We start from the raw sequence: 22,155 nt of genomic DNA, 5'->3' as shown, positions 1-22,155 counted from the left end.
CGTACAACTTTCTGTCACGCGCGTGTGACAATGCCACACTGGGGCGCCGGGCCGGGGCCGAATGGCCCCGTGTGCGGCAAGGTTTTGTTAATCAGGCGTCGCGCGGTTGGGTGGCCTGCATGCTGGGGCGCGATTCGAAGGCAGCATACCACTGCGCGAGCGCCGGGTTTCCGTTGCGCCAACCTGCGTCGGGGTGGCGGAAATCGACATAGCCAAGCGCGCAGCCTACGGCGATCTGGCCGATGTCCAGCGGCCCCTGCAGGTGGCTCATCCAGCGGGCGTTCAGCGCCGCGCAGCCGCCCAGAACCTTGTCCAGCTGCGCGTCCAGCCAGCCGTCCCACTGTTTGTCCTGCGGCCGCAGCCGTTTTTCATAGGACATCAGCACCGCCGCATCCATGATGCCGTCGGCGGTGGCTTCCAGGATCTTGCTCTCCCAGCCGCGGTTGTACAGCCGCCCGCCCGCGCGCTGGTCCAGATAGGCACAGATCACCCGACTGTCATAGAGCGCCGGGCCGTCGCCGCGCTCCAGCGCCGGGATCTTGGCCAGCGGGTTGCTGGCCTGCACCGCGCCGCTGGGCTGCACCGGCGAGGTGACCACCGGCACGATTTCAACGGAGTCCAGCTGCCCGGTCTCATGCAGGACCACCATGACCTTGCGCACAAAGGGCGACGCCGCCGCTGCATAGAGTTTCATGCCGGTCTCCTCTGCCGTATCCGCTGCCGTGCGGGCATTGCACCGCTGACCCTAGTTACCCAAGAGTTTCGCAAAACATTTGGCAAGACTTTTTGCAAAAGGCGTGTGGCGCCGGGCGACTGTCCGCCGGCTCTTGCGTCGGGTCGCAAAGGCTGGCAGGTTCACCGCGTTCTCAGGGCGGGGCGGAATTCCCCACCGGCGGTAAGCGGGCGAGATCCCGCAAGCCCGCGAGCGGCTTCCGGATGTCGGAAGTGTCAGCAGATCTGGTGCGACACCAGAGCCGACGGTCACAGTCCGGATGAAAGAGAACGTGCAGAAGGGCGACGCCAGAGGTGCGCCCGTCTGTCCGTGATCGCCTTGGGTGACGTGTCAGAACCTATGGAGATTACGATATGACACACACCCGCTATGCCTTCATCAAGGCCCAATGGCATACTGATATCGTCGACCGCGCGCTGGAGGGGTTCCAGCAGCTGATCCCGGCTGAGCAGATCGACGTCTTTGATGTGCCCGGCGCATTCGAGATGCCGCTGTTGGCGCAGGAGCTGGCCAAGACCGGCAAATACGCTGCGGTTGCCTGTGCCGCGCTGGTGGTCGACGGTGGCATCTACCGGCATGACTTCGTCGCGCAGGCCGTGGTCGACGGGCTGATGCGGGCCGGCATGGACACCGGCGTGCCGGTGCTGTCGGTGTCGCTGACGCCGCATCATTTCCAGGAGACCGACCACCACATGGCGATCTACCGCGATCATTTCGTGGAAAAGGGCCGCGAAGCCGCGCGCGCCGCGCTGATGATCACCGAAACCCGCAAGGCGGCGCTGGCCGCCTAGCCCAGATAGGCCTTGAGGGTCGGCGGCGGGTTGTCCAGCAACTCTGCCGTCGGCTGTGGCGGATGGGCGCGGCCCTCCGCCACCAGCACCACCTGATCCGCGATGCGGCGGGCATCTGCAGGCTCATGGCTGACCATCAACACCGTGGCTCCGCTTTCGTGCGCCAGCTCTGCCACAAGATCCAGCATCTCGGCCTTCAGGGCGGGGCCAAGCGCGGCAAAGGGTTCATCCAGCAGCAGGATATCGCGCCCCTGCACCAGCACCCTTGCCAAAGCCACCCGGCTTTGCTGGCCGCCGGACAGGGCCGCGGGCTTGCGCGCGCCCATTCCAGAAAGGCCGACCCGCGCCAGCGCGGCCTCCACCTTCTGCCAGTCCTCATCTGACAGCCGCAGGCTGGCGCGCAGACCCAGGCCCACGTTCTGCGCTGCGCTCAGATGCGGAAACAGGTTTCCGTCCTGAAACAGCATCGCCACAGGCCGCTTGCCCGGCGGCTGGTCGGCCATGTCCGTGCCCTGCCAGCGGATCTTGCCACGGGTCAGCGGCAGAAAGCCTGCGATCGCCTCCACCAGCGTGGACTTGCCTGCGCCCGACGGGCCGATCACCGCGGTGCAGCTGCCTGCTTGGATCTCCAGATCCGCCTCCACCGCGTAGCCGCCGTTCAGGATCCGGCAATCTTCAAGTTTCAGCATGCCAGCGGCCTCCGCGGTCCAGTATCCAGAAGGCACCCATCGACAGCGTCAGCAGCAAGAGCGCGGCTGCCGCCGCCGCCTCCATCCGGTAGGCCCCCATCAGCCGGTAGATCTGCAGCGGCAGGGTGGCAAATTCCGGGTCGGCAAACAGCGCCACCACGCCGAGATCGCCCATCGACAGCGCCGCCGCAAGCCCCGCGGCAAATCCGGTCTGCGCTCGCATCCGGGGCAGGTACACGTGGCGCACGAAATGCCAGCCGCGCATGTCCAGCGACAGTGACAGGCGGCCGTAGCGCCCCAGCACTTCCTGCGCGCGCGGCGTCAGGATGCGCATCGCAAAGGGCAGCGCCATCACCGCATTCACCAAAGCCGTGACCGGCAGGGCCAGAGCAAACGGGCTGGCGAACGGGTAGATCACGATGAACAGCCCGGTGCCGATCACCAGTGGCGAGGCCGCAAGCCCGAGAATTCCAGAGAGCTCCGCCAGCCTTCCGCGCCCGGCCGCCGCCGCAGCAGCCATCGGCAGCGCCAGCACCAGCAGCAACGCGGTGCTGAGCGCCGCCACCAGAACCGAATTGCCCGCCGCCTGCCAGATAGAGCTTTTCAGCGTGGCCAACCCCGGCAGCCCGGCCAGCACGATCGCGGCCAGCGGCAGCAGCAGAAAGGCAGCGGCCAGCAGGATCCAGCCCGCATCCAGCCCGCGCGCGAGGGCGCTTTGGCCGTCCCAGCGCTGCACCGCGCGGTCCAGTCCGGCACCGAAACCCTTGCCCGTCGAGACCCGCAGCGCCACAAGCGCAGCGGCACCGGTGAGCACGAGTTGCAGACCCGACAGAAGTGCGGCGCGGCCAAGGTCGAAATCAAAGCGGAAAGCCTGATAGATCGCGAGCTCAATCGTGGTGGCCCGCGGTCCGCCGCCCAGCGTCAGCGCCACCGCAAAGCTGGAAAGGCAGATGGCAAAAACCACCGCCAGCGCGCCCGGGGCGACGCGGCGCAGCATCGGCGCCTCCAGCAGCCGCCACATCGCCAGCGGTCCGGCATCCAGCTGGGCGGCGAGGCGGAAGCGCTCGGCCGGTATTTCCTGCCAGCCCTGCAGGATCAGCCGGGTGGCCAGCGGCAGGTTGAAAAAGACATGTGCCAGCACCACCCCGTGGAGCCCGTAGATCTGCACCGGCTCCAGCCCGAACAGACCCAGCAACGCGCTCAGCCAGCCTGCGCGTCCGAACACCGCCAGCAGACCGAGGATCGCCACGATCACCGGCAGGATGAACGGCGCGCCCAGAAGCGCGATCAGCAGCCGCCGCCCGGCAAAGCGCCGCCGCGCCAGCGCGCGGGCCACCGGGATGGCGAGGCCGACGCTCAGCAGCGCGGACAGGCTGGCCTGTGTCAGGGTAAAGCGCAGCGCGGACCAGTCACTGGTCGCAAGGCCGCTGCCGGTTTCTGCCCTGAGGGCCACCGCCGCGAGGGTGCCCAGGATCAGCGCCGCAACCAGAAGCGCCGCGCCGATCCCGGCCGTTGCCCTTATTGGCTGAGCGCGTTCAGCCATTCGTCCAGCGCCGTATCCCGCACGGCGGCGGCCTCGTCCTCGGACAGCAGCAGCGACTTGGTCGGCTGTGCCAGGGTCTCAAACCCTTTGGGAAGACCCTCCGCCGGGGTCACGGCAGGGTACATCCAGTTGGTGGTCGGGATGATCGACTGGAAGGCATCGGAGACCATGAAGTCGAGGAACTGGTCGGCCAGTTCCGACTGGTCGGAGCCAGCCAGCTTGCCGGCCACTTCGACCTGCATGTAATGGCCCTCGTCAAACGCGGCAGCCGCCTTGGTGCCGTCTTCTTCGGCAATCAGGTGATAGGCCGGAGAGGTGGTGTAGGAGAGCACCATGTCGGCTTCGCCCTCCAGGAACATGCCGTAGGCTTCGGACCAGCCCTTGGTCACCGTCACCACGTTGTCGGCCAGCCCTTCCCAGATCGCGGGGGCTTCATCGCCGTAGGCCGCCTTGACCCACATCAGCAGACCCAGACCGGGGGTCGAGGAGCGCGGATCCTGGATCACGATCTTCTTGTCGCTGGCGGCCAGCGCCTTGAAATCGGCAGGCGCCGCGGCATCAGCGTTGTGGACAAAGGCGAAGTAGCCCCAGTCGTAGGGCACAAAGGTCGCGTCGTTCCACTCAACCGGCAGGCTGTAGTCGGCGCTGACCGAATGCTCGGCGAACAGGCCGGTCGCCTTGGCAGCGGCGGTCAGGTTGGTGTCCAAGCCCAGAACCACGTCGGCCTCGGATCGTGCGCCCTCCAGCTTGATGCGCGCAAGCAGTGCCGCGCCATCGCCTGCGCCGACCAGTTTCAGGTCGCAGCCGCAGACTTCCTCGAACGCCTTCTCGACGGCCGGGCCGGGGCCCCATTCGGAGACGAAGCTGTCATAGGTATAAACGGTGAGTTCGGGCGTGTCGGCAAAGGCTGCCGAGGCGCCCAGCAGTCCCGCTGCAAATGCAAGATGTTTCATGCCATCCTCCTTTGCGGCTTTGGGCAAGGGTGGAGGCTGTCCAGTACCTTCCCTCCGCCGGTGTGATCCGGTTCAGGTTCAACGGGTGTCATCTCAGCGCCTGCGCGCACCCCGAGGTGGCGCGCAGAGTATTCCCCGTACGCCGCAATGACAAGGCAAACTCCGCCGCCTGTCTTGCGCCGCCAAATCCCGGCGGAGCCGCCGGGGTCGGTGCCGGTCGCCTGTGCCGCAGCAGGAAACCCCTTGAGAGAGCGCCCCCCGCCCGCTAAGCACGGCCCAAAGGAGACCCTTCCCGATGTCGATGAACAGCTTTGGACACCTCTTCCGCGTTACCACCTGGGGCGAAAGCCACGGGCCCGCGCTTGGCGCTACCGTCGACGGGTGCCCGCCGAACGTCCCGTTGGAGCCGGAAATGCTGCAGCAGTGGCTGGACAAGCGCCGTCCGGGGCAGAACAAGAACACCACCCAGCGCAATGAACCCGACGCGGTGAAGATCCTGTCCGGCGTGTTCGAGGGCAAATCCACCGGCACGCCGATCCAGCTGATGATCGAGAACACCGACCAGCGCTCAAAGGACTATGGCGAGATCGCGCAGACCTTCCGTCCGGGCCACGCCGACATCACCTATTTCCAGAAATACGGCAACCGCGACTACCGCGGCGGCGGCCGGTCCTCGGCGCGCGAAACCGCGGCGCGGGTTGCGGCGGGCGGTGTTGCACGTGAAGCAATCAAGACACTGGTGCCTGGTCTGGAGATCAAGGGCTACATGACCCGGATGGGCGAGATGGAAATCGACCGCAGCCGGTTCGACTGGGATGCGATCGACCAGAACGATTTCTGGATCCCGGATGCCGGGGCCGTGCAGGACTGGGAAGACTATCTGCAGGGCCTGCGCAAGGCGCATGACTCGGTCGGCGCGGTCGTCGAGGTGGTCGCGCGCGGCGTGCCCGCAGGCATTGGCGCACCGATTTACGGCAAGCTGGACACTGATCTGGCCGCGGCGATGATGTCGATCAACGCGGTGAAGGGCGTCGAGATCGGCGAGGGCATGAACGCCGCCCGGCTAAAGGGATCGGAGAACGCCGACGAGATCTTCATGGGCAATGACGGCGCGCCGGTCTATTCCTCGAACCATGCCGGCGGCATTCTTGGCGGCATTTCCACCGGGCAGGACGTGGTGGTGCGTTTCGCGGTCAAGCCGACCTCCTCGATCCTCACTCCGCGCCAGTCGATCCGCAAGGATGGCACCGCCACCGAGGTCATCACTAAGGGCCGCCACGACCCCTGCGTCGGCATCCGCGCGGTGCCGGTGGCGGAGGCGATGATGGCTTGCGTGATTCTGGACCACCTGCTGCTGCACCGTGGCCAGATCGGCGAGAATCAGGGCCGTATCGGCTGACTCTCAGGCTCTAACAAGGGAGCTTTCCAGCAGCTCCGAGCCGTCTAGCCGTGTTCGGTGGCGCATTGGCTGTGATCGCCAAGCGCCGTCAGCACCTTGCAGCAGCCACCGTTGCCGCCGTCGCACAGGTGGCTGATCCGCTCCAGCTCGGTCGCCAGCTGTTCCAATTTGCGGATGCGGTCACGAACGTTGGCCAACTGGCTGCGGGCGATGCGGTCGGCTTCGGCACAATCCTCGCCCAGCTGTCCATCCAGCCCCATCAGCGCCCTGATGTCCTCCAGCGAAAAGCCGAGGTCGCGGGCATGTTTGATGAACCCCAGCGCATCCATCCCGTCCTGCCCATAACGGCGCTGGTTGCCGGCGTTGCGGCCCGGCTGCGGCAGCAGGCCGATCTCCTCGTAATAGCGGATGGTGGGCACCTTCACGCCCGTTGCCTTGGACAGCTGGCCGATGGAAAACATGCGAAGCCCCTCTTGAAGCTCTAGTGACTAGAGCACTTAGGTTGACCTCGAATCAAGAACGAGGACAAGAGAAATGGCAGGCTGCTGCAATCACGAAGCAAAATTCGACGGGGTCTCGGCGGACTACAAACGCAGGCTATGGGCGGTGATCGCCATCAACGCGGGCATGTTCGCGGTGGAGATGGGGGCAGGCCAGCTGTCCGGCAGCCAGGCGCTGAAGGCGGACGCGCTGGATTTCCTCGGCGATGCGCTGACCTATGGCATTTCACTGGCGGTGATCGGCGCCTCCCTGCGCACCCGCGCGCTTGCGGCCCTGGGCAAGGGCGTCAGCCTGCTGTTGATGGGGCTGTGGGTGTTCGGCTCGACCATCTATCAGGTGTTCTACATCGGCGTGCCGCAGGCGCATGTGATGGGCGGGATCGGGTTCATGGCGCTGGCGGCCAACCTGATCTCGGTCATGCTGCTGGCACGCTACAAGGACGGGGATGCCAATGTGCGCTCGGTCTGGCTGTGTTCGCGCAATGACGCCATCGGCAACGTCGCGGTGATGATCGCGGCACTGGGGGTCTGGGGCACGGCCAGCGGCTGGCCCGACCTGATCGTGGCCGGTATCATGGGCGGCCTGTTCCTCAGCTCCGCCTTTCAGATCCTGATGCAGGCGCTGAAGGAATGGCGCAGCGAGGCGGTGCAGGCCGCGCATCAGCACTGACGCCCACGGTCTGCGCCGACGCCTGCGGCGGGGCGCAGACCGCACGATCGGCCGCCGGGGCGCAATCAGCCCATTGATCTTTGCGGCGCTTGGGCGCAGGGTCGCGCCATGGCAAAACCGTTAACATCGCATCGACCTGTGCTGGCAGTCCTGTTGAAGGTACTGGCCATCGCGCTGTTCACCGCCCTGTCCGGGATCATCAAGGCCACCTCTGCGCATGTGCCCGCAGGCGAAGCGGTGTTCTTCCGCTCCTTCTTCGCGATCCCGGTGATCGTGGTCTGGCTGGCCGCGCGGGGCGAGCTGCGGCACGGGCTGATCACCAAGCGGCCGATGTACCATGTCTGGCGCGGGCTGGTGGGGACATCGGCGATGGCGATGACCTTCATGGGGCTGGCGTTGCTGCCGCTGCCCGAGGTCACCGCAATCGGCTATGCCACGCCGATCTTCACCCTGATCCTGGCAGCGCTGTTTCTGGGCGAGACCATCCGCATGGTGCGGATCACCGCGGTTGCCATCGGCCTGCTGGGAGTTCTGATCATGATCTGGCCACGGCTCGGCGGCGATCTGGAGGATGGCGCCATGCTGGGGGTGCTGCTGGTCGTCGCAGCGACGGTGGCGCGCGGCTTCGTGCAAATCCACATCCGCCGCATGGTGCAGTCGGAGCATACCGCCGCCATCGTGTTCTATTTCTCGCTCACGGCCTCGGTGCTGGCACTGCTGACCGCGCCGTTCGGCTGGGTGATGCCGGAGCCGCGCGTGCTGGCGCTGCTGGTCTCGGCCGGGCTGGTCGGCGGGGTGGCGCAGATCCTGGTCACCTCCTCCTACCGGTTTGCCCCGGCCTCGATGCTGGCGCCTTATGACTACGCCTCGATGATCTTTGCCATCATTATCGGTTATGTCTGGTTCAACGAGTGGCCGACGTTGGTGATGCTGGCAGGGGCCGCCTTGGTCGTGGCGGGCAATGCGTTGGTGATCTGGCGCGAGCACCGGCTTGGCCTTCAGCGGGGCAAGGCCAAGCCGATGATCGATCCCAAGGGCGGATAACAGGCTCTAACAAGGCATATTCGCCGCTTTCGCCTAGACCGCGCGGGTCAGCCCGCCGTCGATGCGAATGTTCTGCCCGGTGGTATAGGCAGCCTCGTCCGAGGCAAGATGCGCAATCAGCGCCGAGACTTCGCGGGCAGTGCCGTAGCGGCCCATCGGGATCCGCGCCTTGCGGTCCTCGGTCTCGGGCAGGCTGTCGATGAAACCGGGCAGCACGTTGTTCATCCGCACGCCTTTTGCGGCATATTTGTCCGCGAAGAGCTTGGTGAAACTGGCCAGACCGGCCCGGAAAACACCCGAGGTCGGAAACAGCGGATCGGGTTCAAACGCCGCAAAGGTCGAGATGTTGATGATCGACCCCTTGCCCTGCGCCGCCATGATCGGCGCCACCAGGCGGGTCGGACGGATCACGTTCATCAAGTAGTATTCCATCCCCAGATGCCAGTCGTCATCGCTGATTTCCAGCACATCGCCCTTGGGGCCATGGCCGGCCGAATTGACCAGCACGTCGATCCGCCCCCAGCGACCCATCGCCTTGTCCACTAGCGCCTGCAGGTCTTTTTGCACGAGGTTAGAACCTGTATGGCCGATGCCGCCCAGCTCTTCGGCCAGGGCTTCGCCCTTGCCGGAGGAGGACAGGATCGCCACCTCGTAGCCTTGGGCGTGCAGGTGGCGGGCCGCGTCGGCGCCCATGCCGCTGCCGGCGGCGGTGAACAGGGCTGTCTTGGTCATGGTGTTACTCCTTCTGCTGCCCACAGCATGATGCGGGCGCGGGCGCTTGACCAATCATGTCTCATCGCGCAAGGCTGTAGAAAATCTACTGGCTGAACCCCGATGCGCCTGCCCAATCTGAATGCCTTGCGGATGTTTGATGCCGCTGCCCGCCACCTGAATTTCGGCCGCGCGGCCGAAGAGCTGCACCTAACCCAGGGCGCGGTAGCGCAGCAGGTGCGGCGGCTGGAGGCCGATTTGGGGCATAAGCTGTTCCACCGTCACGCCCGTGGACTGACGCTGACCGATACGGGGCGCAGCTATCACGCGCCGGTGCGCCAGGCGCTGGCGCTGATCCGCGATGCGACCGACAAGTTGGCGCCGACGGTGCAGCGGGTCACCCTGTCGGTGCCGCCTTCGTTTGCGGCCAAGTGGCTGGTACCCAGGTTGCCGGAGTTCGAGGCTGCCCATCCGGATCTTGACCTGCGGGTGGTGGCGGAGGAAAGCCTGACAGATTTCAAGCGTGACGGCATCGATATCGCCATCCGCCAGGGGGCCAGACCGCGGGAGGCCGGCTTGCAGTCCGCGCTGCTGGCACCGGTGGAGCTGGTCGCAGTGGCGGCGGCAGATGCGGCTCTGACACTGGGAGATTCGCCGGACCTTGCGGATCTGGCGCGAATGACGCTGATACAGGACGGGCACCGGCACTGGGACCGGCTGCTGCGGCAGGCGGGGCTGGCCACCACCGGGCGGTTGCTTCAGTTCAATCAGACCGCGCTGGCGATGGATGCAGCGCTGAACGGCCAGGGCATCGCGCTGGTGCCGCGGATCTTTCTGGGCGCGCAGCCGCTGAGGATCCTGTGGCAGGCACCGCCGCAGGACGATCTGGGGTTCCATGTGCTTTGGCCCGGCACGGATGGCCGGACCAAAGCGGTGGTTGACTGGCTGCTGGCGCAGCCCGGGATCAGATCGACGCGCCGACCGGATCCAGCGTGACGCTCCACAGCTCCTTGTCGGCGCGGTCCATCAGCCGCACCTTCATCTGCTGGGTGGCACCGTCGATGTCCACCAGGCCAAAGAACTGCAGCCCCATCGAGGGCGGCAGGTTCTGGCCCTGCTGCTCGGTCGGTGCCTTGATGTACTTGACCTCCGGCCCGAAGGTCATGTCGAGGTCATTGGGGCCGAAGGTGCCCGCATGCAGCGGCCCGGAGACAAATTCCCAGAACGGTTCGAACTCCTGGAAGGCGGCCTTGTCGGGGTTGTAGTAATGCGCGGCGGTGTAATGCACGTCGGCGGTGAACCAGACGGTGTTGTGGATCTTGGCGGTCTTGATGAAGCGCAAGAGTTCGCCGATCTCCAGCTCGCGCCCCTTGGCGCTGCCGTTGTCGCCGTTGCCGATTGCCTCCTGGCCGCCGCCGACCACCAGGCCGATCGGCATGTCGGAGGCAATAACTTTCCAGGTGGCATCGGAATTGGCCAGCTCACGCTTGAGCCAGGCCATCTGCTCGGCACCCAGTATGCGGCTTTCGTCCGTCAGCTCGGCCTGCAGGTTCTCGGTATTGGGCCCGCGATAGCTGCGCAGATCCAGGAAAAACACGTCCAGCATCGGACCGTAAGAAATCTTGCGGTAGACGCGCCCCGGCTCGGACGGGGTGATGCGCAGCGGCGTCATTTCGTGGAAGGCGCGGGTGGCGCGGGCCTGCAGAACATGGATGGATTTCTCGGAGTAGCGGTCATCCTCCATCAGGCTGCGCGAGGAGGACCAGTTGTTCACCACCTCGTGGTCGTCCCACTGCATGAAGGTCGGGCAGACCGCGTTCATCGCGCGTACGTGCTCGTCCAGCAGGTTGTATTTCCACTGGCCGCGGAACTCGTCCAGGGTTTCGGCCACCTTGCGCTTTTCATCGATCAGCGTGGTGTTTTTCCAGATCAGCTGGCCGTCCTTTTCGACCTCGTCCTGCATCGGCCCGTCGGCATAGATGGTGTCACCGGAGTGGATGAAAAAATCGGGGCGGTGCTGCGCCATGGTGGCATAGGTGGCCATGCCGTCATCATCGATGCCCCAGCCCTGGCCGGCCGTGTCGCCCGACCAGGCAAACCGCACGTCACGACGCGCCGAGGGGGCGGTGCGGAACCGGCCCACGACGGGTTCGGACACGGCGTTGATGTCATTCAGATCCGCCGCCACAAAGCGGTAGAAGATGTCCTGATCCGAGGGGAGACCGTCGACCAGGCGCTTCACGGCCATGTCGTGGTTGGGCAGCGCGCTCATCGGTGCCAGCTGGCGGGCGTTGGCGAAGCTTTCGGTGGTGGAGACCTCCATCATGACTTTCGCCGGACGGTCGGTGCGGGTCCAGATCATGCCGGAAGTGGCGTCGACATCGCCGGACTGCACCCCATGCGTGAACTGCGGCCGGGCGGCGGCGCGGGAAATTGCGGGCAGCGCCAGAGAGGTCGCGAAGGCGGTGCCGCCCGCCAGAAAGGCGCGGCGGGTCGGACGCGGAAAACGAATTGAAGACATGAAGCTCACCTGTCGAAAAGGAAAGGGATAGGTGAGCGCGTCTTGGAGGCGAACTGTAACTGCTGCTCTTCAGTCCGATGAAACTATCGCAAATCTTTTGCGACGGAGCGCGTGTCAGATCGTCACTCGCCGTCCAGATCCGGCCGGTCGGCACTGCCCCGTTTGTCCATCACGTGGCTGAGCGCCAGAATTCCTGCAGCGATCACCGAGAGCATCAGCGCATGGACGTAGTAGCCAAGCCCGGAGGCCATACCGACGGCACCCGCCACCCACAGGCTGGCCGCGGTTGCCATGCCCCCGACGCTCTGTTTGCCCTGGATGATTGCTCCGGCCCCCAGAAAACCGATTGCCCCCACCAGCCCCTGCATGATGCGGGTCGGGTCCGATCCCATCTCGAATTGCAGCGCCTCGAGGGACAATTCCATGGTGATAAGCGTGAAACCGGCCGAGCCGAGCGCCACGATCATGTAGGTCCGCATCCCGACCCGACGCTCGCGCAGCTCCCGGTCCAATCCCATGATGGCTCCGGCAACCGCCGCACACAACAGCCGCAAGCCCAGTTCCAGATAGCTGACATATGCCGTGTCGTGTTCCACCGTGTTCTCCCTGCGCCACTGTTCGGGGCAAAGGGCAGGGTTGCAGCATTCGGAGGTTCGGGCAACGAAAAACCCCCGCGCAGTGGCGGGGGTTCGGTAATTCCAGAGACTGGCGGCGGCTCAGGCGCGTACCAGCTTTTCGTAGTCTGCGGCGATCTCGCGGGTCAGCGCACCGACTTCGAACTTGTAGGGGCCGATCTCGCCCACCGGGGTGACTTCGGCGGCGGTGCCGGTCAGCCAGCACTGCTCGAAACCTTCCATCTCCTCGGGCATGATGTGGCGCTCATGCACGGTGATGCCCTTGTCTTTCAGCATCTGGATCACGGTCTGACGCGTGATCCCGTTGAGGAAGCAATCAGCCAGCGGCGTGTGGACTTCGCCGTCCTTGACGAAGAATACATTCGCACCGGTCGCCTCGGCCACGTAGCCGCGGTAGTCCATGAACAGCGCATCCGAGCACCCCTTGGCTTCGGCCTTGTGCTTGGAAATGGTGCAGATCATGTAGAGACCGGCCGCCTTGGCATGCACCGGGATGGTCTCCGGGCTCGGGCGTTTCCACTCCGCGATGTCCAGCTTGGCGCCTTTCATCTTGGCGTCGCCATAATAGGCACCCCAGCCCCAGACCGCGATGGCCATGCGCACGGGGTTCCTTGCCGAGGCCACGCCCATGTCCTCGCCCGAGCCGCGCCAGACCAGCGCCCGCACATAGGCGTCCTGCAGGCCGGAGGCTTTCAGGGTCTCTTCCTTGGCAGCCTCGATCTGGTCGACGGTGTAGGGCATCGGAATGTCCAGCGCCTCGGCGCTGGCGATCAACCGTTCGGAGTGCTCGCGGCTCTTGAAGATCTTGCCGTTGTAGGCGCGCTCACCCTCGAACACGGAAGAGGCATAGTGCATCGCATGGGTCAGGATATGCACCTTGGCATCCCGCCATTCGACCAATTCTCCATCCATCCAGATCAGACCATCCCGGTCGTCATAGCCAGCCATGCCGCAGCCTCCTACACCTTGCAGTATTTTCAATAGTTGCGCAATTTAGGGCCGTTGCGGTCACAATCTTGCGCCAAAGCTGAGATTCGATACATCTTCACCCTTGGAATGTCAACAAGGCTGACATAAACTGCCGGGAAGTTCAGACGAGGGAAGACATATGCCGGAAGGGCGATCAGGGCAGGGACACGGCGGATCCAGCCTGTTGTTTCTGACCGACGAGCAGCTGCGCCAGGGCATCGAGGCGATGTTCTTTGCCTATCGGGGCTTCACTGCGGATCCGGACCGGATCCTGGCCGAGCTGGCCTACGGTCGGGCGCACCACCGGGCCATCCATTTCATCAGCCGCTCGCCGGGAACCACGGTGAACAACCTTCTCAGCATCCTTGGGGTGACCAAACAGTCGCTCAACCGGGTGCTGCGCACGTTGATCGGTGACGGGTTGGTGATCAGCAAGGTTGGGGAATTGGACAAGCGTGAGCGGCACCTCTACCTCACCGAGGAAGGCGAGGCGCTGGAGGCCAAGCTTTCGGATGCGCAGCGCGCCCGGATGCGCGCCGCCTACAAGGAGGCCGGGCCGGAGGCGGTGCAGGGCTTCAAGAAGGTGCTGGAGGCGATGATGGATGCGGACATGCGCCGCGCCTATGCCAAGCTTCGGGACTGAAAGGCCACACCATGAGCGATGCCCACCTGCTGATCGTCGACGATGATGAACGCATCCGTGGTTTGCTGAAGAAATTCCTGATGCGGGCAGGTTTTCTGGTAACTGCGGCGCGCGATGGGGCGCATGCCCGCCGGGTGCTGGCGGGGCTCGAGTTCGACCTTATCATTATGGACGTCATGATGCCGGGCGAGGACGGCATTTCGCTGACCCGTGACCTGCGCGAAAAGATGACGACGCCGGTGCTGCTGCTGACCGCCAAGGGCGAGACAGAGGACCGGATCGCCGGGTTGGAGGCGGGGGCGGATGATTACCTGCCCAAGCCCTTCGAACCAAAGGAGCTGCTTTTGCGGGTCAATGCGATCCTGAGGCGCATCCCGGACACCACGGCACAGGATAGTGCGCCCAAGGTACTCCATCTCGGGACCATCCGCTATGATATCGAGCGCGGCGAAATGTGGCAGGGTGAGGAGCTGATCCGCTTGACTGCCACCGAAAGCCAACTGATGCGGATCTTCTCGGCGCAGCCCGGCGAGCCCGTCAGCCGCTCCAAGCTGGTCGAGGATCTGGGCCGCGACCGCGGCCAGGCGCAGGAGCGCGCGGTGGATGTGCAGATCACCCGCCTGCGCCGCAAGATCGAGCCGAACCCGAAACAGCCGCAATATCTGCAAACGGTGCGCGGTGCCGGCTACATGCTCGCGCCGGACTGATCCGCGCCGCTTTTCGCTTCTTCGGCAAATCCTGTCCGGTCCGGGGCCGTGTCCGGCAAAACCGCTTGCAGCTGTCGCCTGCCGCCTCCTAGGCTCGCCCCAGACCTGGCCGCAGGAGGACCCAGTTGATGACCGCCGCCCCAACCACTGCCCTGATCACCCACGCCGATTGCCTGAACCACGTCACCCCGGAGGGCCATCCCGAACGAGTGGCCCGGCTGGAGCATGTGCTGCATGCGCTGGAGCCATTGGAGCTGAAGCGTGTCACCGCCCCGATGGCGGCCGAAGACGACATCCTGCGCATTCATCCGGCGGCCTATCTGGCGGGGTTGCGACGGGCCTCTCCGGCGGAAAGCTGGGCGCAGATCGATGGCGACACCTTCCTGTCGCCGGGTTCGCTGGACGCGGCATTTCGCGCGGCAGGTGCCGTGGTGCGTGGCGTCGACATGGTTTTGGGCGGCGAAGTACAGAACGCTTTTGCCGCGGTGCGCCCGCCGGGCCATCACGCCGAAACCGACACCGCCATGGGGTTTTGCCTGTTTGGCAATGCGGCGCTGGCGGCAAAACACGCGCTGGACCATCACGGGCTTGACCGCGTGGCGGTGGTGGATTTCGACGTCCACCACGGCAATGGCACCCAGGATCTGTTGTGGGACGAGCCGCGCGCGCTGGTGATCACCAGCCAGCAGATGCCGCTGTGGCCGGGCAGCGGCCGCGCCGATGAAGACGGCGCCCACGGCCAGATCCTGAACCTGCCGCTGCCACCGGAGTCGGGCCGGGCAGAGATGCAGGCGGCCTATGAGGGGCAGGCGTTTCCCCGCCTGCGCGCCTTCCGGCCGGAGCTGATCATCATATCCGCCGGTTTCGATGCCCATCAGGACGACCCGCTCGCCAATCTGAACTGGAGCACCGCCGATTTCGCCTGGTTGACGGCACAGCTGTGCGCACTGGCGGCAGAGCTCTGCGGCGGCCGTATCGTCTCGACTTTGGAGGGCGGATATGATCTGAACGCGCTTGCCGCGGCAGCGCGCGCACATGTGGAAGAATTGATAAGGGCACCGGCATGACAGAGACCCCTGTGGACCAGATGAGCTTTGAACAGGCAATGCGTGAGCTGGAGGGCGTGGTGGACCAGCTGGAGCGCGGCGACGTGGCGCTGGATGCGTCGATCGCGCTGTACGAGCGCGGCGCCGAGCTGAAGAAACGCTGCGAGGACGAGCTGAAGCGCGCCGAGGAAAAGGTCGCTGCCATCACTCTGGATGCCAACGGCACCCCCAAGGGCACCCAGCCGCTGGACGCCGGCTGAGCCATGAACGCCGCCGCAGACATTCAGGCGCGCCCCTTTGCGCAGGCGCTGAAACAGGCCCAGGCCGCGATCACCGCCCATATGGAGGCGCAGCTGGCCGGTGGCGACGAGCTGCACGCCGCGATGCGTTACGCGATCACCGGCGGCAAGATGCTGCGCGGCTTCCTGGTGTTGGAAAGCGCCCGGCTGCACGGCGTGCCGCATGCCGCCGCGTTACAGGCGGCGTTGGCGATCGAATGTATCCACGCCTATTCTCTGGTGCATGACGATCTGCCTTGCATGGATGACGACGACCTGCGCCGCGGCCAGCCTACGGTGCACCGCAAATGGAACGAGGCCATGGCCGTGCTGGCAGGCGATAGCCTGCAGTGCTTTGCCTTTGAACTGCTGGCCGACCCGGCGCTGGGACCGCAGGCGTTGCCGCTGATCCGAGGACTGGCGCTGGCTTCGGGCAAGGATGGCATGGTGTCGGGGCAGATGCTGGATATCGCCGCCGAGACCGCCGAGGCGCCGCTGACGCTAGACCAGATCACCTTGCTGCAAAGCCGCAAAACCGGCTGCCTGATCGAATGGTCGGCCACCGCCGGCGCCGTGCTTGCGGGCGATGATCCCGCGCGCTTGCGCCAATATGCGACGGCGCTGGGGCTTGCCTTCCAGATCGCGGATGACATCCTGGATGTGGAGGGCGACGCGGATAAGGTTGGCAAGGCCGTGCGCAAGGATGCAGAGGCTGGCAAGGCGACCTTCGTGTCGCTGCTTGGGCTGGATGCGGCAAAATCGCGTGCCAAGGCATTGTGCGAGGAGGCCTGCGCCGCCCTGGCCCCCTATGGCGCCGAGGCGGAAACCTTGAAGGAAGCCGCGCGCTTCGTTATCTCGCGCGACAGCTAACCCAGCGCGCAACGCTCCCCGCGGGGCGGCCCGCAGCCCAAGGAGGCACCATGTCCGAACGGCCCCATACTCCGCTTCTTGACCAGATCAGCCGTCCGGCCGATCTGAAGGGGCTGACCGACGCCCAGCTGACCCAGGTGGCGCAGGAACTGCGGCAGGAAACCATCTCTGCGGTCTCTGTCACCGGCGGCCATCTGGGTGCGGGGCTTGGCGTGGTGGAGTTGACCACGGCATTGCATGCGGTCTTTGACACCCCGCGGGACAAGGTGATTTGGGATGTCTCCCACCAGTGCTATCCCCACAAGATCCTGACGGGCCGCCGTGACCGCATCCGCACGCTGCGGATGAAGGGCGGGCTGAGCGGTTTCACCAAGCGCTCCGAGTCGCCTTATGATCCCTTCGGCGCTGCCCACAGCTCCACCTCGATCAGCGCTGCGCTTGGCTTTGCCGTGGCGCGCGACCTTGGCGGTGTGATCCCCGAGGGCAACGGCGATGCCATCGCGGTGATCGGTGATGGCTCGATGTCGGCGGGCATGGCGTTCGAGGCGATGAACAATGCAGGCCATCTGGGCAAGCGGCTGATCGTGATCCTGAACGATAATGAAATGTCGATCGCACCGCCGGTCGGGGCGCTGTCCTCTTACCTGTCGCGCCTCTACGCGGGTGAGCCGTTCCAGGAACTGAAGGCCGCCGCCAAGGGCGCAGTTTCGCTGCTGCCGGAACCCTTCCGTGAAGGCGCCAAGCGCGCCAAGGACATGCTGAAGGGCATGGCAGTGGGGGGCACGCTGTTCGAAGCGCTCGGGTTCTCCTACCTGGGTCCGATCGACGGCCACGACATGGACCAGCTGCTGCCGGTACTGCGCACGGTGAAGGCGCGCGCGACCGGCCCGATCCTGATCCATGTGCTGACCAAGAAGGGCAAGGGGTATGGCCCTGCCGAGCGCGCCCGTGACAAGGGCCATGCCACTGCCAAGTTCGACATGGTGACCGGCGAGCAGAAAAAAGCGCCCTCCAACGCGCCTTCCTATACGTCTGTTTTCGGCAATACGCTGGTGAAGCTCGCCGCGCAGGACGACAAGATCTGTGCGGTGACTGCGGCGATGCCCGATGGCACCGGGCTGAACCTGATGGCCGAGCGCTACCCCTCCCGCACCTTCGACGTGGGCATCGCCGAACAGCACGGCGTTACCTTCTCGGCCGCCCTTGCGGCAGGCGGGATGAAGCCTTTCTGCGCGATGTATTCCACCTTCCTGCAGCGCGGCTACGATCAGGTTGTGCATGACGTGGCGATCCAGCGGCTGCCGGTGCGCTTTGCCATCGACCGGGCTGGGCTGGTCGGCGCAGATGGCGCCACGCATGCGGGTAGTTTCGACATCGCCTTCATGGCCAACCTGCCGGGCATGGTGGTGATGGCCGCCGCCGACGAGGCCGAGCTGGTTCACATGGTCGCTACCGCTGCGGCCCATGACGACGGGCCGATTGCGTTCCGCTATCCGCGTGGCGAGGGCGAAGGCGTCGAGATGCCGGAGCAGCCGCAGGTGCTGGAGATCGGCAAGGGGCGGATGGTGCAGCAGGGCAAGCGCGTGGCGCTGCTGTCCTTTGGCACCCGTCTGGGCGAGGTCCGCAAGGCCGCCGAGGCGCTGGCCGCCAAGGGCATCACGCCGACCATCGCCGATGCCCGCTTTGCCAAGCCGCTGGACCGCGAGTTGATCCTGCAACTGGCCGCCGACCACGAAGCGCTGATCACCATCGAAGAGGGGGCCGTGGGCGGTTTCGGCTCGCATGTCGCGCAGCTTCTGGCAGAGGAAGGCGTCTTTGACACGGGCCTCAAGTACCGCTCGATGGTGCTGCCGGATATCTTCATCGACCAGGCCAGCCCGGCGGACATGTATGACGTGGCCGCGATGAACGCGCCGCAGATCGAGGCCAAGGTGCTGGAGGTGCTGGGCATCGCCACCTTGGGTGAAAAACGCGCCTGAGATCTGGGTTGGTGGCACCCGCACCCGGCTTTGCTTCGGGTGCGGTCTTGTCTGAATTTGGATTGAATGCCGCATAAATCATTCCGTTTCGGAATGATTGCAGTCGCCGTTCTCAGTGGCAATCCGCGGTCGAAGCGTCGATATTTGCGCCGTTTCGTCCCAAGGAGGCCGCATGGACCGCGCTCAGATCGTGCATCAGAATTTCCTCGACCGGGTAAAGTCCGGGCAACTGCCGCCGGGCCGTGATCCTGCCGGGCCGCTAGAAGCGGCCGAGGCCGTGGCCACCTACCGCGCCCAGGTGCTGAGCCGGGCGCTGGACCTGACCAGCCGCGCCATGCAGAAGGCGGGAGAGGGGTTCTACACCATCGGCTCCTCCGGACATGAGGGCATGGCGGCGGTCGCCCGTGCGCTGCGCCCTACGGACATGGCCTTTCTGCACTACCGCGATGCGGCGTTTCAGATCGCCCGGGCGGATCAGGTGCCGGGCCAGCAAATCACCTGGGACATGCTGCTGTCCTTTGCCTGCTCTGCGGAGGATCCGACCTCCGGCGGGCGGCACAAGGTGCTGGGCTCCAAGGCGCTGATGATTCCGCCGCAGACCTCGACCATTGCCAGCCACCTGCCCAAGGCGGTGGGCGCGGCCTATTCCATCGGGGCGGCAAGGCGGCATCGGCCGGAGCATCAGCTGCTGCCGGATGATGCCATCGTGATGTGTTCCTTCGGGGATGCCTCGGCCAATCACTCCACCGCGCAGGGCGCGATCAACACCGCGGGCTGGACCTCGGTCCAGTCGACGCCGCTGCCCTTGCTGTTCGTCTGCGAAGACAACGGCATCGGCATTTCGGTGAAAACCCCGAAGGGCTGGATTGAGGCCTCGATGGCGGGGCGGCCCGGCATCAAGTATTTCAAGGCCGACGGGCTGGACATCTATGACGCTTACCGGGTGGGACAGGAGGCGGCGGAATACGTGCGCATCCGCCGCAAGCCCGCGTTTTTGCATCTGCGCACGGTGCGTCTCTATGGCCACGCGGGCGCGGATGTCCCGACCACCTACCTCAGCAAGGCTGAGGTGGAGGCGGATGAGGCAAATGATCCGCTGCTGCATTCCGTGCGGCTGCTGGGGCAGGCCGGGGCGCTGACGCCCGATGCGGCGCTGAAGATTTACAATGACACCCGCGCGCGGGTGGAGCGGGTTCGCGGCGAGGCGGTGACCCGCCCGCATCTGAAAACGGCCGATGACGTGGCCGCCAGCCTGATCCCGCCCAAGCGCGCCTGCGCTGCCACCAATGGCCCCAGTGCCGAGGCACGCGCGGCGGTCTTTGGCAGCGACCTGCGCGCGATGGAAGAGCCGCAGCCGATGTCCCGGCTGATCAACTGGGCACTGACCGATCTGATGCTGGAGCATGGCGAGATCGTCATGATGGGCGAGGACGTGGGCCGCAAGGGCGGCGTCTACGGCGTCAGCCAGAAGCTGCAGCAGCGCTTCGGGCCGGACCGGGTGATCGACACGCTGCTGGATGAGCAGTCGATCCTCGGGCTGGCTATCGGCATGGGGCACAACGGTTTCGTGCCGATCCCTGAAATCCAGTTCCTCGCCTATCTCCACAACGCCGAGGACCAGCTGCGCGGTGAGGCGGCGACGTTGCCGTTCTTCTCGAACGGGCAGTTTGCCAACCCGATGGTGGTTCGGATCGCCGGGCTTGGCTATCAGAAGGGCTTTGGCGGGCATTTCCACAACGACAACTCGCTGGCGGTGCTGCGCGACATTCCGGGGCTGGTGATCGCCTGCCCGTCGGATGGGGCCGAGGCGGCGATGATGCTGCGCGAATGCGTGCGGCTGGCGCGGGAAGAGCAGCGGGTGGTAGTGTTTGTCGAACCCATTGCGCTCTATCCAATGCGGGATCTGCACGCCGCCAAGGACGGTGGCTGGATGCGCAGCTATCCTGCACCGGACCAGCGCATTGCTCTGGGCGAGGTCGGTGTGCATGGGGATGGCAGCGATCTGGCGATCGTGACCTACGGCAATGGCCGCTACCTGTCGGCACAGGCGCAGGCGGACTTGGCGGAACAGGGCGTGAAGGCGCGGATCATCGACCTGCGTTGGCTGGCACCCCTGCCGGCCGAGGCGCTTCTGGCGGCCACGGAGGGCTGCAAGCATGTGCTGATCGTCGACGAATGCCGCACCACCGGCAGCCAGTCAGAGGCGCTGATGGCGCTGTTCGCCGAACGGGGCAAAGTGCCCGCGGCGCGGATTGCCGCCAGCGACTGTTTCATTGCAACCGGCCCGGCCTATGGCGCCACACTGCCGTCCAAGGACAGCATCGTCGAGGCCGCCCTGACCCTCGTGAAAGGCGCGTCATGACCCGTACCGCTGTTCTGATTTGCCCCGGACGGGGCACCTACAACAAGGCCGAGCTGGGCTACCTGCACCGCCACCATGCGGACAAGGGCGCGCTTCTTGCGGACTTTGACGCGCAACGGGCGGCCGCCGGACAGGAGGAGGTCACGTCGCTCGACGGTGCAACGCGCTTCTCGGTGTCGAAATACTCGCGCGGGGACGTGGCGTCGCCGTTGATCTATGCCTCGGCCCTGGCGGATGCCCGCAGCTTGGCGGAGGACATCGAGGTGGTCGCAGTGACCGGTAATTCGATGGGCTGGTACATCGCGCTGGCCGCCGCCGGAGCGCTGAGTGCTGCGGACGGCTTCACGGTGGTGAACACCATGGGCACCCTGATGCAGGAACAGCTGATCGGTGGCCAGCTGGTCTACCCGTTTGCCGGGGCGGACTGGCGCAACGATCCGCAGCGCAAGGCCGAGCTGCTGGCGCTGGTGGCAGAGATCTCCGGGCGCGCCGGGCATGATCTGGCCCTGTCGATCGATCTCGGTGGCATGTTGGTGCTGGCCGGCAATGAGGCCGGTCTTGCGGCCTTCGAGGCCGCGGTGCCGGTGGTGGCCGAGCGCTTCCCGATGCGGCTGGCCAATCACGCTGCCTTCCACACGCCCCTGCAGGAGCCCGTTGCGGCGGAGGGGCGCAGGCGGCTCGCGGCGGAGATGTTCCGCCAGCCGGATGTGCCGCTGATCGACGGGCGCGGGCAGATCTGGTGGCCGGGCGCCAGCGACACCGCACGGCTGTGGGACTACACGCTGGGCCATCAGGTGGTGGCGCCCTATGATTTCACCCGCGCCGTGCAAACCGCGGCACGAGAGTTCGCGCCGGATCTCTTCATCATTACCGGTCCCGGTACGACGCTGGGCGGCGCTGTGGGCCAATCTCTGGTGCAACTGGGTTGGCAGGGGCTGATTGACAAGGACGCCTTTCAGGCCCGGCAAACGGCCAATCCCTTGCTGGCGGCAATGGGCGATCCGGCTCAGCGAGCCTTGGTCACGGCCTAGGGTCCGGAGTGACCGCACGGGCGCGGCGCCCCGCGCCCGTTGCCTGCCCGAGGATGTTTCTGAGAGCATCCCCGGGGCTTG

At 65.6% G+C, this 22,155-nt stretch carries 22 protein-coding genes and 2 riboswitches; of the genes, 13 read left to right on the top strand and 9 right to left on the bottom strand.

Annotated features, from left to right (window positions below; genetic code table 11):
- Window positions 1–91: 91 nt before the first annotated feature.
- Window positions 92–694: a glutathione S-transferase gene (locus ACZ52D_RS07155; RefSeq protein ID WP_464442982.1), complete on the bottom strand. Its 603-nt coding sequence runs from the start codon at window positions 692–694 to the stop codon at window positions 92–94.
- A 164-nt stretch (window positions 695–858) separates the two neighbouring features.
- Window positions 859–1,008: riboswitch (FMN riboswitch) on the top strand.
- Window positions 1,009–1,086: 78 nt separating this feature from the next.
- On the opposite strand from ACZ52D_RS07155, the gene ACZ52D_RS07150 reads away from it, so the two are divergent.
- Window positions 1,087–1,524 carry a 6,7-dimethyl-8-ribityllumazine synthase gene (locus tag ACZ52D_RS07150; RefSeq protein ID WP_464442981.1) on the top strand — a complete coding sequence of 146 codons (438 nt, stop codon included), beginning with the start codon at window positions 1,087–1,089 and terminating at the stop codon, window positions 1,522–1,524.
- On the opposite strand, the gene ACZ52D_RS07145 is transcribed toward ACZ52D_RS07150, so the two are convergent.
- Genes ACZ52D_RS07145 through thiB form a run of 3 tightly spaced genes read right to left on the bottom strand, consistent with a single transcriptional unit; the run spans window position 1,521 to window position 4,709 of the window.
- Window positions 1,521–2,213 (bottom strand): thiamine ABC transporter ATP-binding protein, encoded by a 693-nt coding sequence (locus ACZ52D_RS07145; RefSeq protein ID WP_464442980.1) that lies wholly within the window; start codon window positions 2,211–2,213, stop codon window positions 1,521–1,523. The genes ACZ52D_RS07150 and ACZ52D_RS07145 overlap by 4 nt on opposite strands.
- Complete coding sequence (locus ACZ52D_RS07140) at window positions 2,200–3,756, bottom strand: ABC transporter permease family protein (protein WP_464442979.1); 1,557 nt, start codon at window positions 3,754–3,756, stop codon at window positions 2,200–2,202. The genes ACZ52D_RS07145 and ACZ52D_RS07140 overlap by 14 nt, the downstream gene beginning before the upstream one ends.
- The gene (gene thiB / locus ACZ52D_RS07135) at window positions 3,732–4,709 is read right to left on the bottom strand and encodes a thiamine ABC transporter substrate binding subunit (protein WP_464442978.1); all 978 of its coding nucleotides are present in this window, start codon (window positions 4,707–4,709) and stop codon (window positions 3,732–3,734) included. Before thiB ends, ACZ52D_RS07140 begins: the two co-directional genes overlap by 25 nt.
- Window positions 4,710–4,741: 32 nt before the next feature.
- Window positions 4,742–4,833, bottom strand: a riboswitch (TPP riboswitch).
- A gap of 171 nt (window positions 4,834–5,004) precedes the next feature.
- Between thiB and aroC the strand changes: the two genes are divergently transcribed.
- Complete coding sequence (gene aroC / locus ACZ52D_RS07130; RefSeq protein WP_222454531.1) at window positions 5,005–6,108, top strand: chorismate synthase; 1,104 nt, start codon at window positions 5,005–5,007, stop codon at window positions 6,106–6,108.
- Between the two features lie 44 nt (window positions 6,109–6,152).
- On the opposite strand, the gene ACZ52D_RS07125 is transcribed toward aroC, so the two are convergent.
- Complete coding sequence (locus ACZ52D_RS07125; RefSeq protein ID WP_417475417.1) at window positions 6,153–6,569, bottom strand: MerR family transcriptional regulator; 417 nt, start codon at window positions 6,567–6,569, stop codon at window positions 6,153–6,155.
- Window positions 6,570–6,642: 73 nt separating this feature from the next.
- On the opposite strand from ACZ52D_RS07125, the gene ACZ52D_RS07120 reads away from it, so the two are divergent.
- Window positions 6,643–7,278 carry a cation efflux transmembrane domain-containing protein gene (locus tag ACZ52D_RS07120; protein ID WP_222454533.1) on the top strand — a complete coding sequence of 212 codons (636 nt, stop codon included), beginning with the start codon at window positions 6,643–6,645 and terminating at the stop codon, window positions 7,276–7,278.
- Window positions 7,279–7,386: 108 nt separating this feature from the next.
- Window positions 7,387–8,322, top strand: coding sequence for a DMT family transporter (locus ACZ52D_RS07115; RefSeq protein ID WP_464442977.1), 936 nt, complete (start codon window positions 7,387–7,389; stop codon window positions 8,320–8,322).
- Window positions 8,323–8,355: 33 nt separating this feature from the next.
- Here ACZ52D_RS07115 and ACZ52D_RS07110 read toward each other — a convergent pair whose 3' ends face one another.
- On the bottom strand, window positions 8,356–9,054 hold the full coding sequence (locus ACZ52D_RS07110) for an SDR family oxidoreductase (protein ID WP_464442976.1): 699 nt from the start codon (window positions 9,052–9,054) through the stop codon (window positions 8,356–8,358).
- Window positions 9,055–9,156: 102 nt separating this feature from the next.
- Here ACZ52D_RS07110 and ACZ52D_RS07105 point away from each other — a divergent pair, with 102 nt between their 5' ends.
- Window positions 9,157–10,029: a LysR substrate-binding domain-containing protein gene (locus tag ACZ52D_RS07105; protein WP_464442975.1), complete on the top strand. Its 873-nt coding sequence runs from the start codon at window positions 9,157–9,159 to the stop codon at window positions 10,027–10,029.
- Here ACZ52D_RS07105 and ACZ52D_RS07100 read toward each other — a convergent pair.
- The 3 genes from ACZ52D_RS07100 to ACZ52D_RS07090 form a co-directional block, all read right to left on the bottom strand.
- Window positions 9,998–11,554, bottom strand: a complete 1,557-nt coding sequence (locus ACZ52D_RS07100; protein WP_464442974.1) for an alkaline phosphatase D family protein — start codon at window positions 11,552–11,554, stop codon at window positions 9,998–10,000. The two genes, ACZ52D_RS07105 and ACZ52D_RS07100, sit on opposite strands and share 32 nt — an antisense overlap.
- Before the next feature lie 122 nt (window positions 11,555–11,676).
- Complete coding sequence (locus ACZ52D_RS07095; protein ID WP_222454538.1) at window positions 11,677–12,150, bottom strand: MgtC/SapB family protein; 474 nt, start codon at window positions 12,148–12,150, stop codon at window positions 11,677–11,679.
- A gap of 120 nt (window positions 12,151–12,270) precedes the next feature.
- Window positions 12,271–13,137 carry a branched-chain amino acid aminotransferase gene (locus ACZ52D_RS07090; RefSeq protein ID WP_417475412.1) on the bottom strand — a complete coding sequence of 289 codons (867 nt, stop codon included), beginning with the start codon at window positions 13,135–13,137 and terminating at the stop codon, window positions 12,271–12,273.
- Window positions 13,138–13,297: 160 nt separating this feature from the next.
- On the opposite strand from ACZ52D_RS07090, the gene ACZ52D_RS07085 reads away from it, so the two are divergent.
- From ACZ52D_RS07085 to ACZ52D_RS07050, 8 genes are all read left to right on the top strand, one after another.
- Window positions 13,298–13,801 carry a MarR family winged helix-turn-helix transcriptional regulator gene (locus ACZ52D_RS07085; RefSeq protein WP_369929964.1) on the top strand — a complete coding sequence of 168 codons (504 nt, stop codon included), beginning with the start codon at window positions 13,298–13,300 and terminating at the stop codon, window positions 13,799–13,801.
- A gap of 11 nt (window positions 13,802–13,812) precedes the next feature.
- Window positions 13,813–14,508 (top strand): response regulator, encoded by a 696-nt coding sequence (locus ACZ52D_RS07080; RefSeq protein WP_369929965.1) that lies wholly within the window; start codon window positions 13,813–13,815, stop codon window positions 14,506–14,508.
- 128 nt (window positions 14,509–14,636) lie between these two features.
- Complete coding sequence (locus ACZ52D_RS07075; RefSeq protein ID WP_464442973.1) at window positions 14,637–15,575, top strand: histone deacetylase family protein; 939 nt, start codon at window positions 14,637–14,639, stop codon at window positions 15,573–15,575.
- Window positions 15,572–15,814 carry an exodeoxyribonuclease VII small subunit gene (locus ACZ52D_RS07070; RefSeq protein ID WP_222454543.1) on the top strand — a complete coding sequence of 81 codons (243 nt, stop codon included), beginning with the start codon at window positions 15,572–15,574 and terminating at the stop codon, window positions 15,812–15,814. The genes ACZ52D_RS07075 and ACZ52D_RS07070 overlap by 4 nt, the downstream gene beginning before the upstream one ends.
- Window positions 15,815–15,817: 3 nt before the next feature.
- On the top strand, window positions 15,818–16,702 hold the full coding sequence (locus ACZ52D_RS07065; RefSeq protein WP_464442972.1) for a polyprenyl synthetase family protein: 885 nt from the start codon (window positions 15,818–15,820) through the stop codon (window positions 16,700–16,702).
- 50 nt (window positions 16,703–16,752) lie between these two features.
- Complete coding sequence (dxs, locus tag ACZ52D_RS07060; RefSeq protein ID WP_464442971.1) at window positions 16,753–18,681, top strand: 1-deoxy-D-xylulose-5-phosphate synthase; 1,929 nt, start codon at window positions 16,753–16,755, stop codon at window positions 18,679–18,681.
- A 172-nt stretch (window positions 18,682–18,853) separates the two neighbouring features.
- A complete protein-coding gene (locus tag ACZ52D_RS07055) occupies window positions 18,854–21,043 on the top strand; it encodes a dehydrogenase E1 component subunit alpha/beta (protein WP_464442970.1) in 2,190 nt (729 codons plus the stop codon).
- A complete protein-coding gene (locus tag ACZ52D_RS07050; RefSeq protein WP_464442969.1) occupies window positions 21,040–22,074 on the top strand; it encodes an ACP S-malonyltransferase in 1,035 nt (344 codons plus the stop codon). The genes ACZ52D_RS07055 and ACZ52D_RS07050 overlap by 4 nt, the downstream gene beginning before the upstream one ends.
- Window positions 22,075–22,155 lie beyond the last annotated feature (81 nt).

Source organism: Leisingera sp. S2M4 (assembly GCF_055398055.1).
This window is presented reverse-complemented; position numbering and strand designations above follow the sequence as displayed.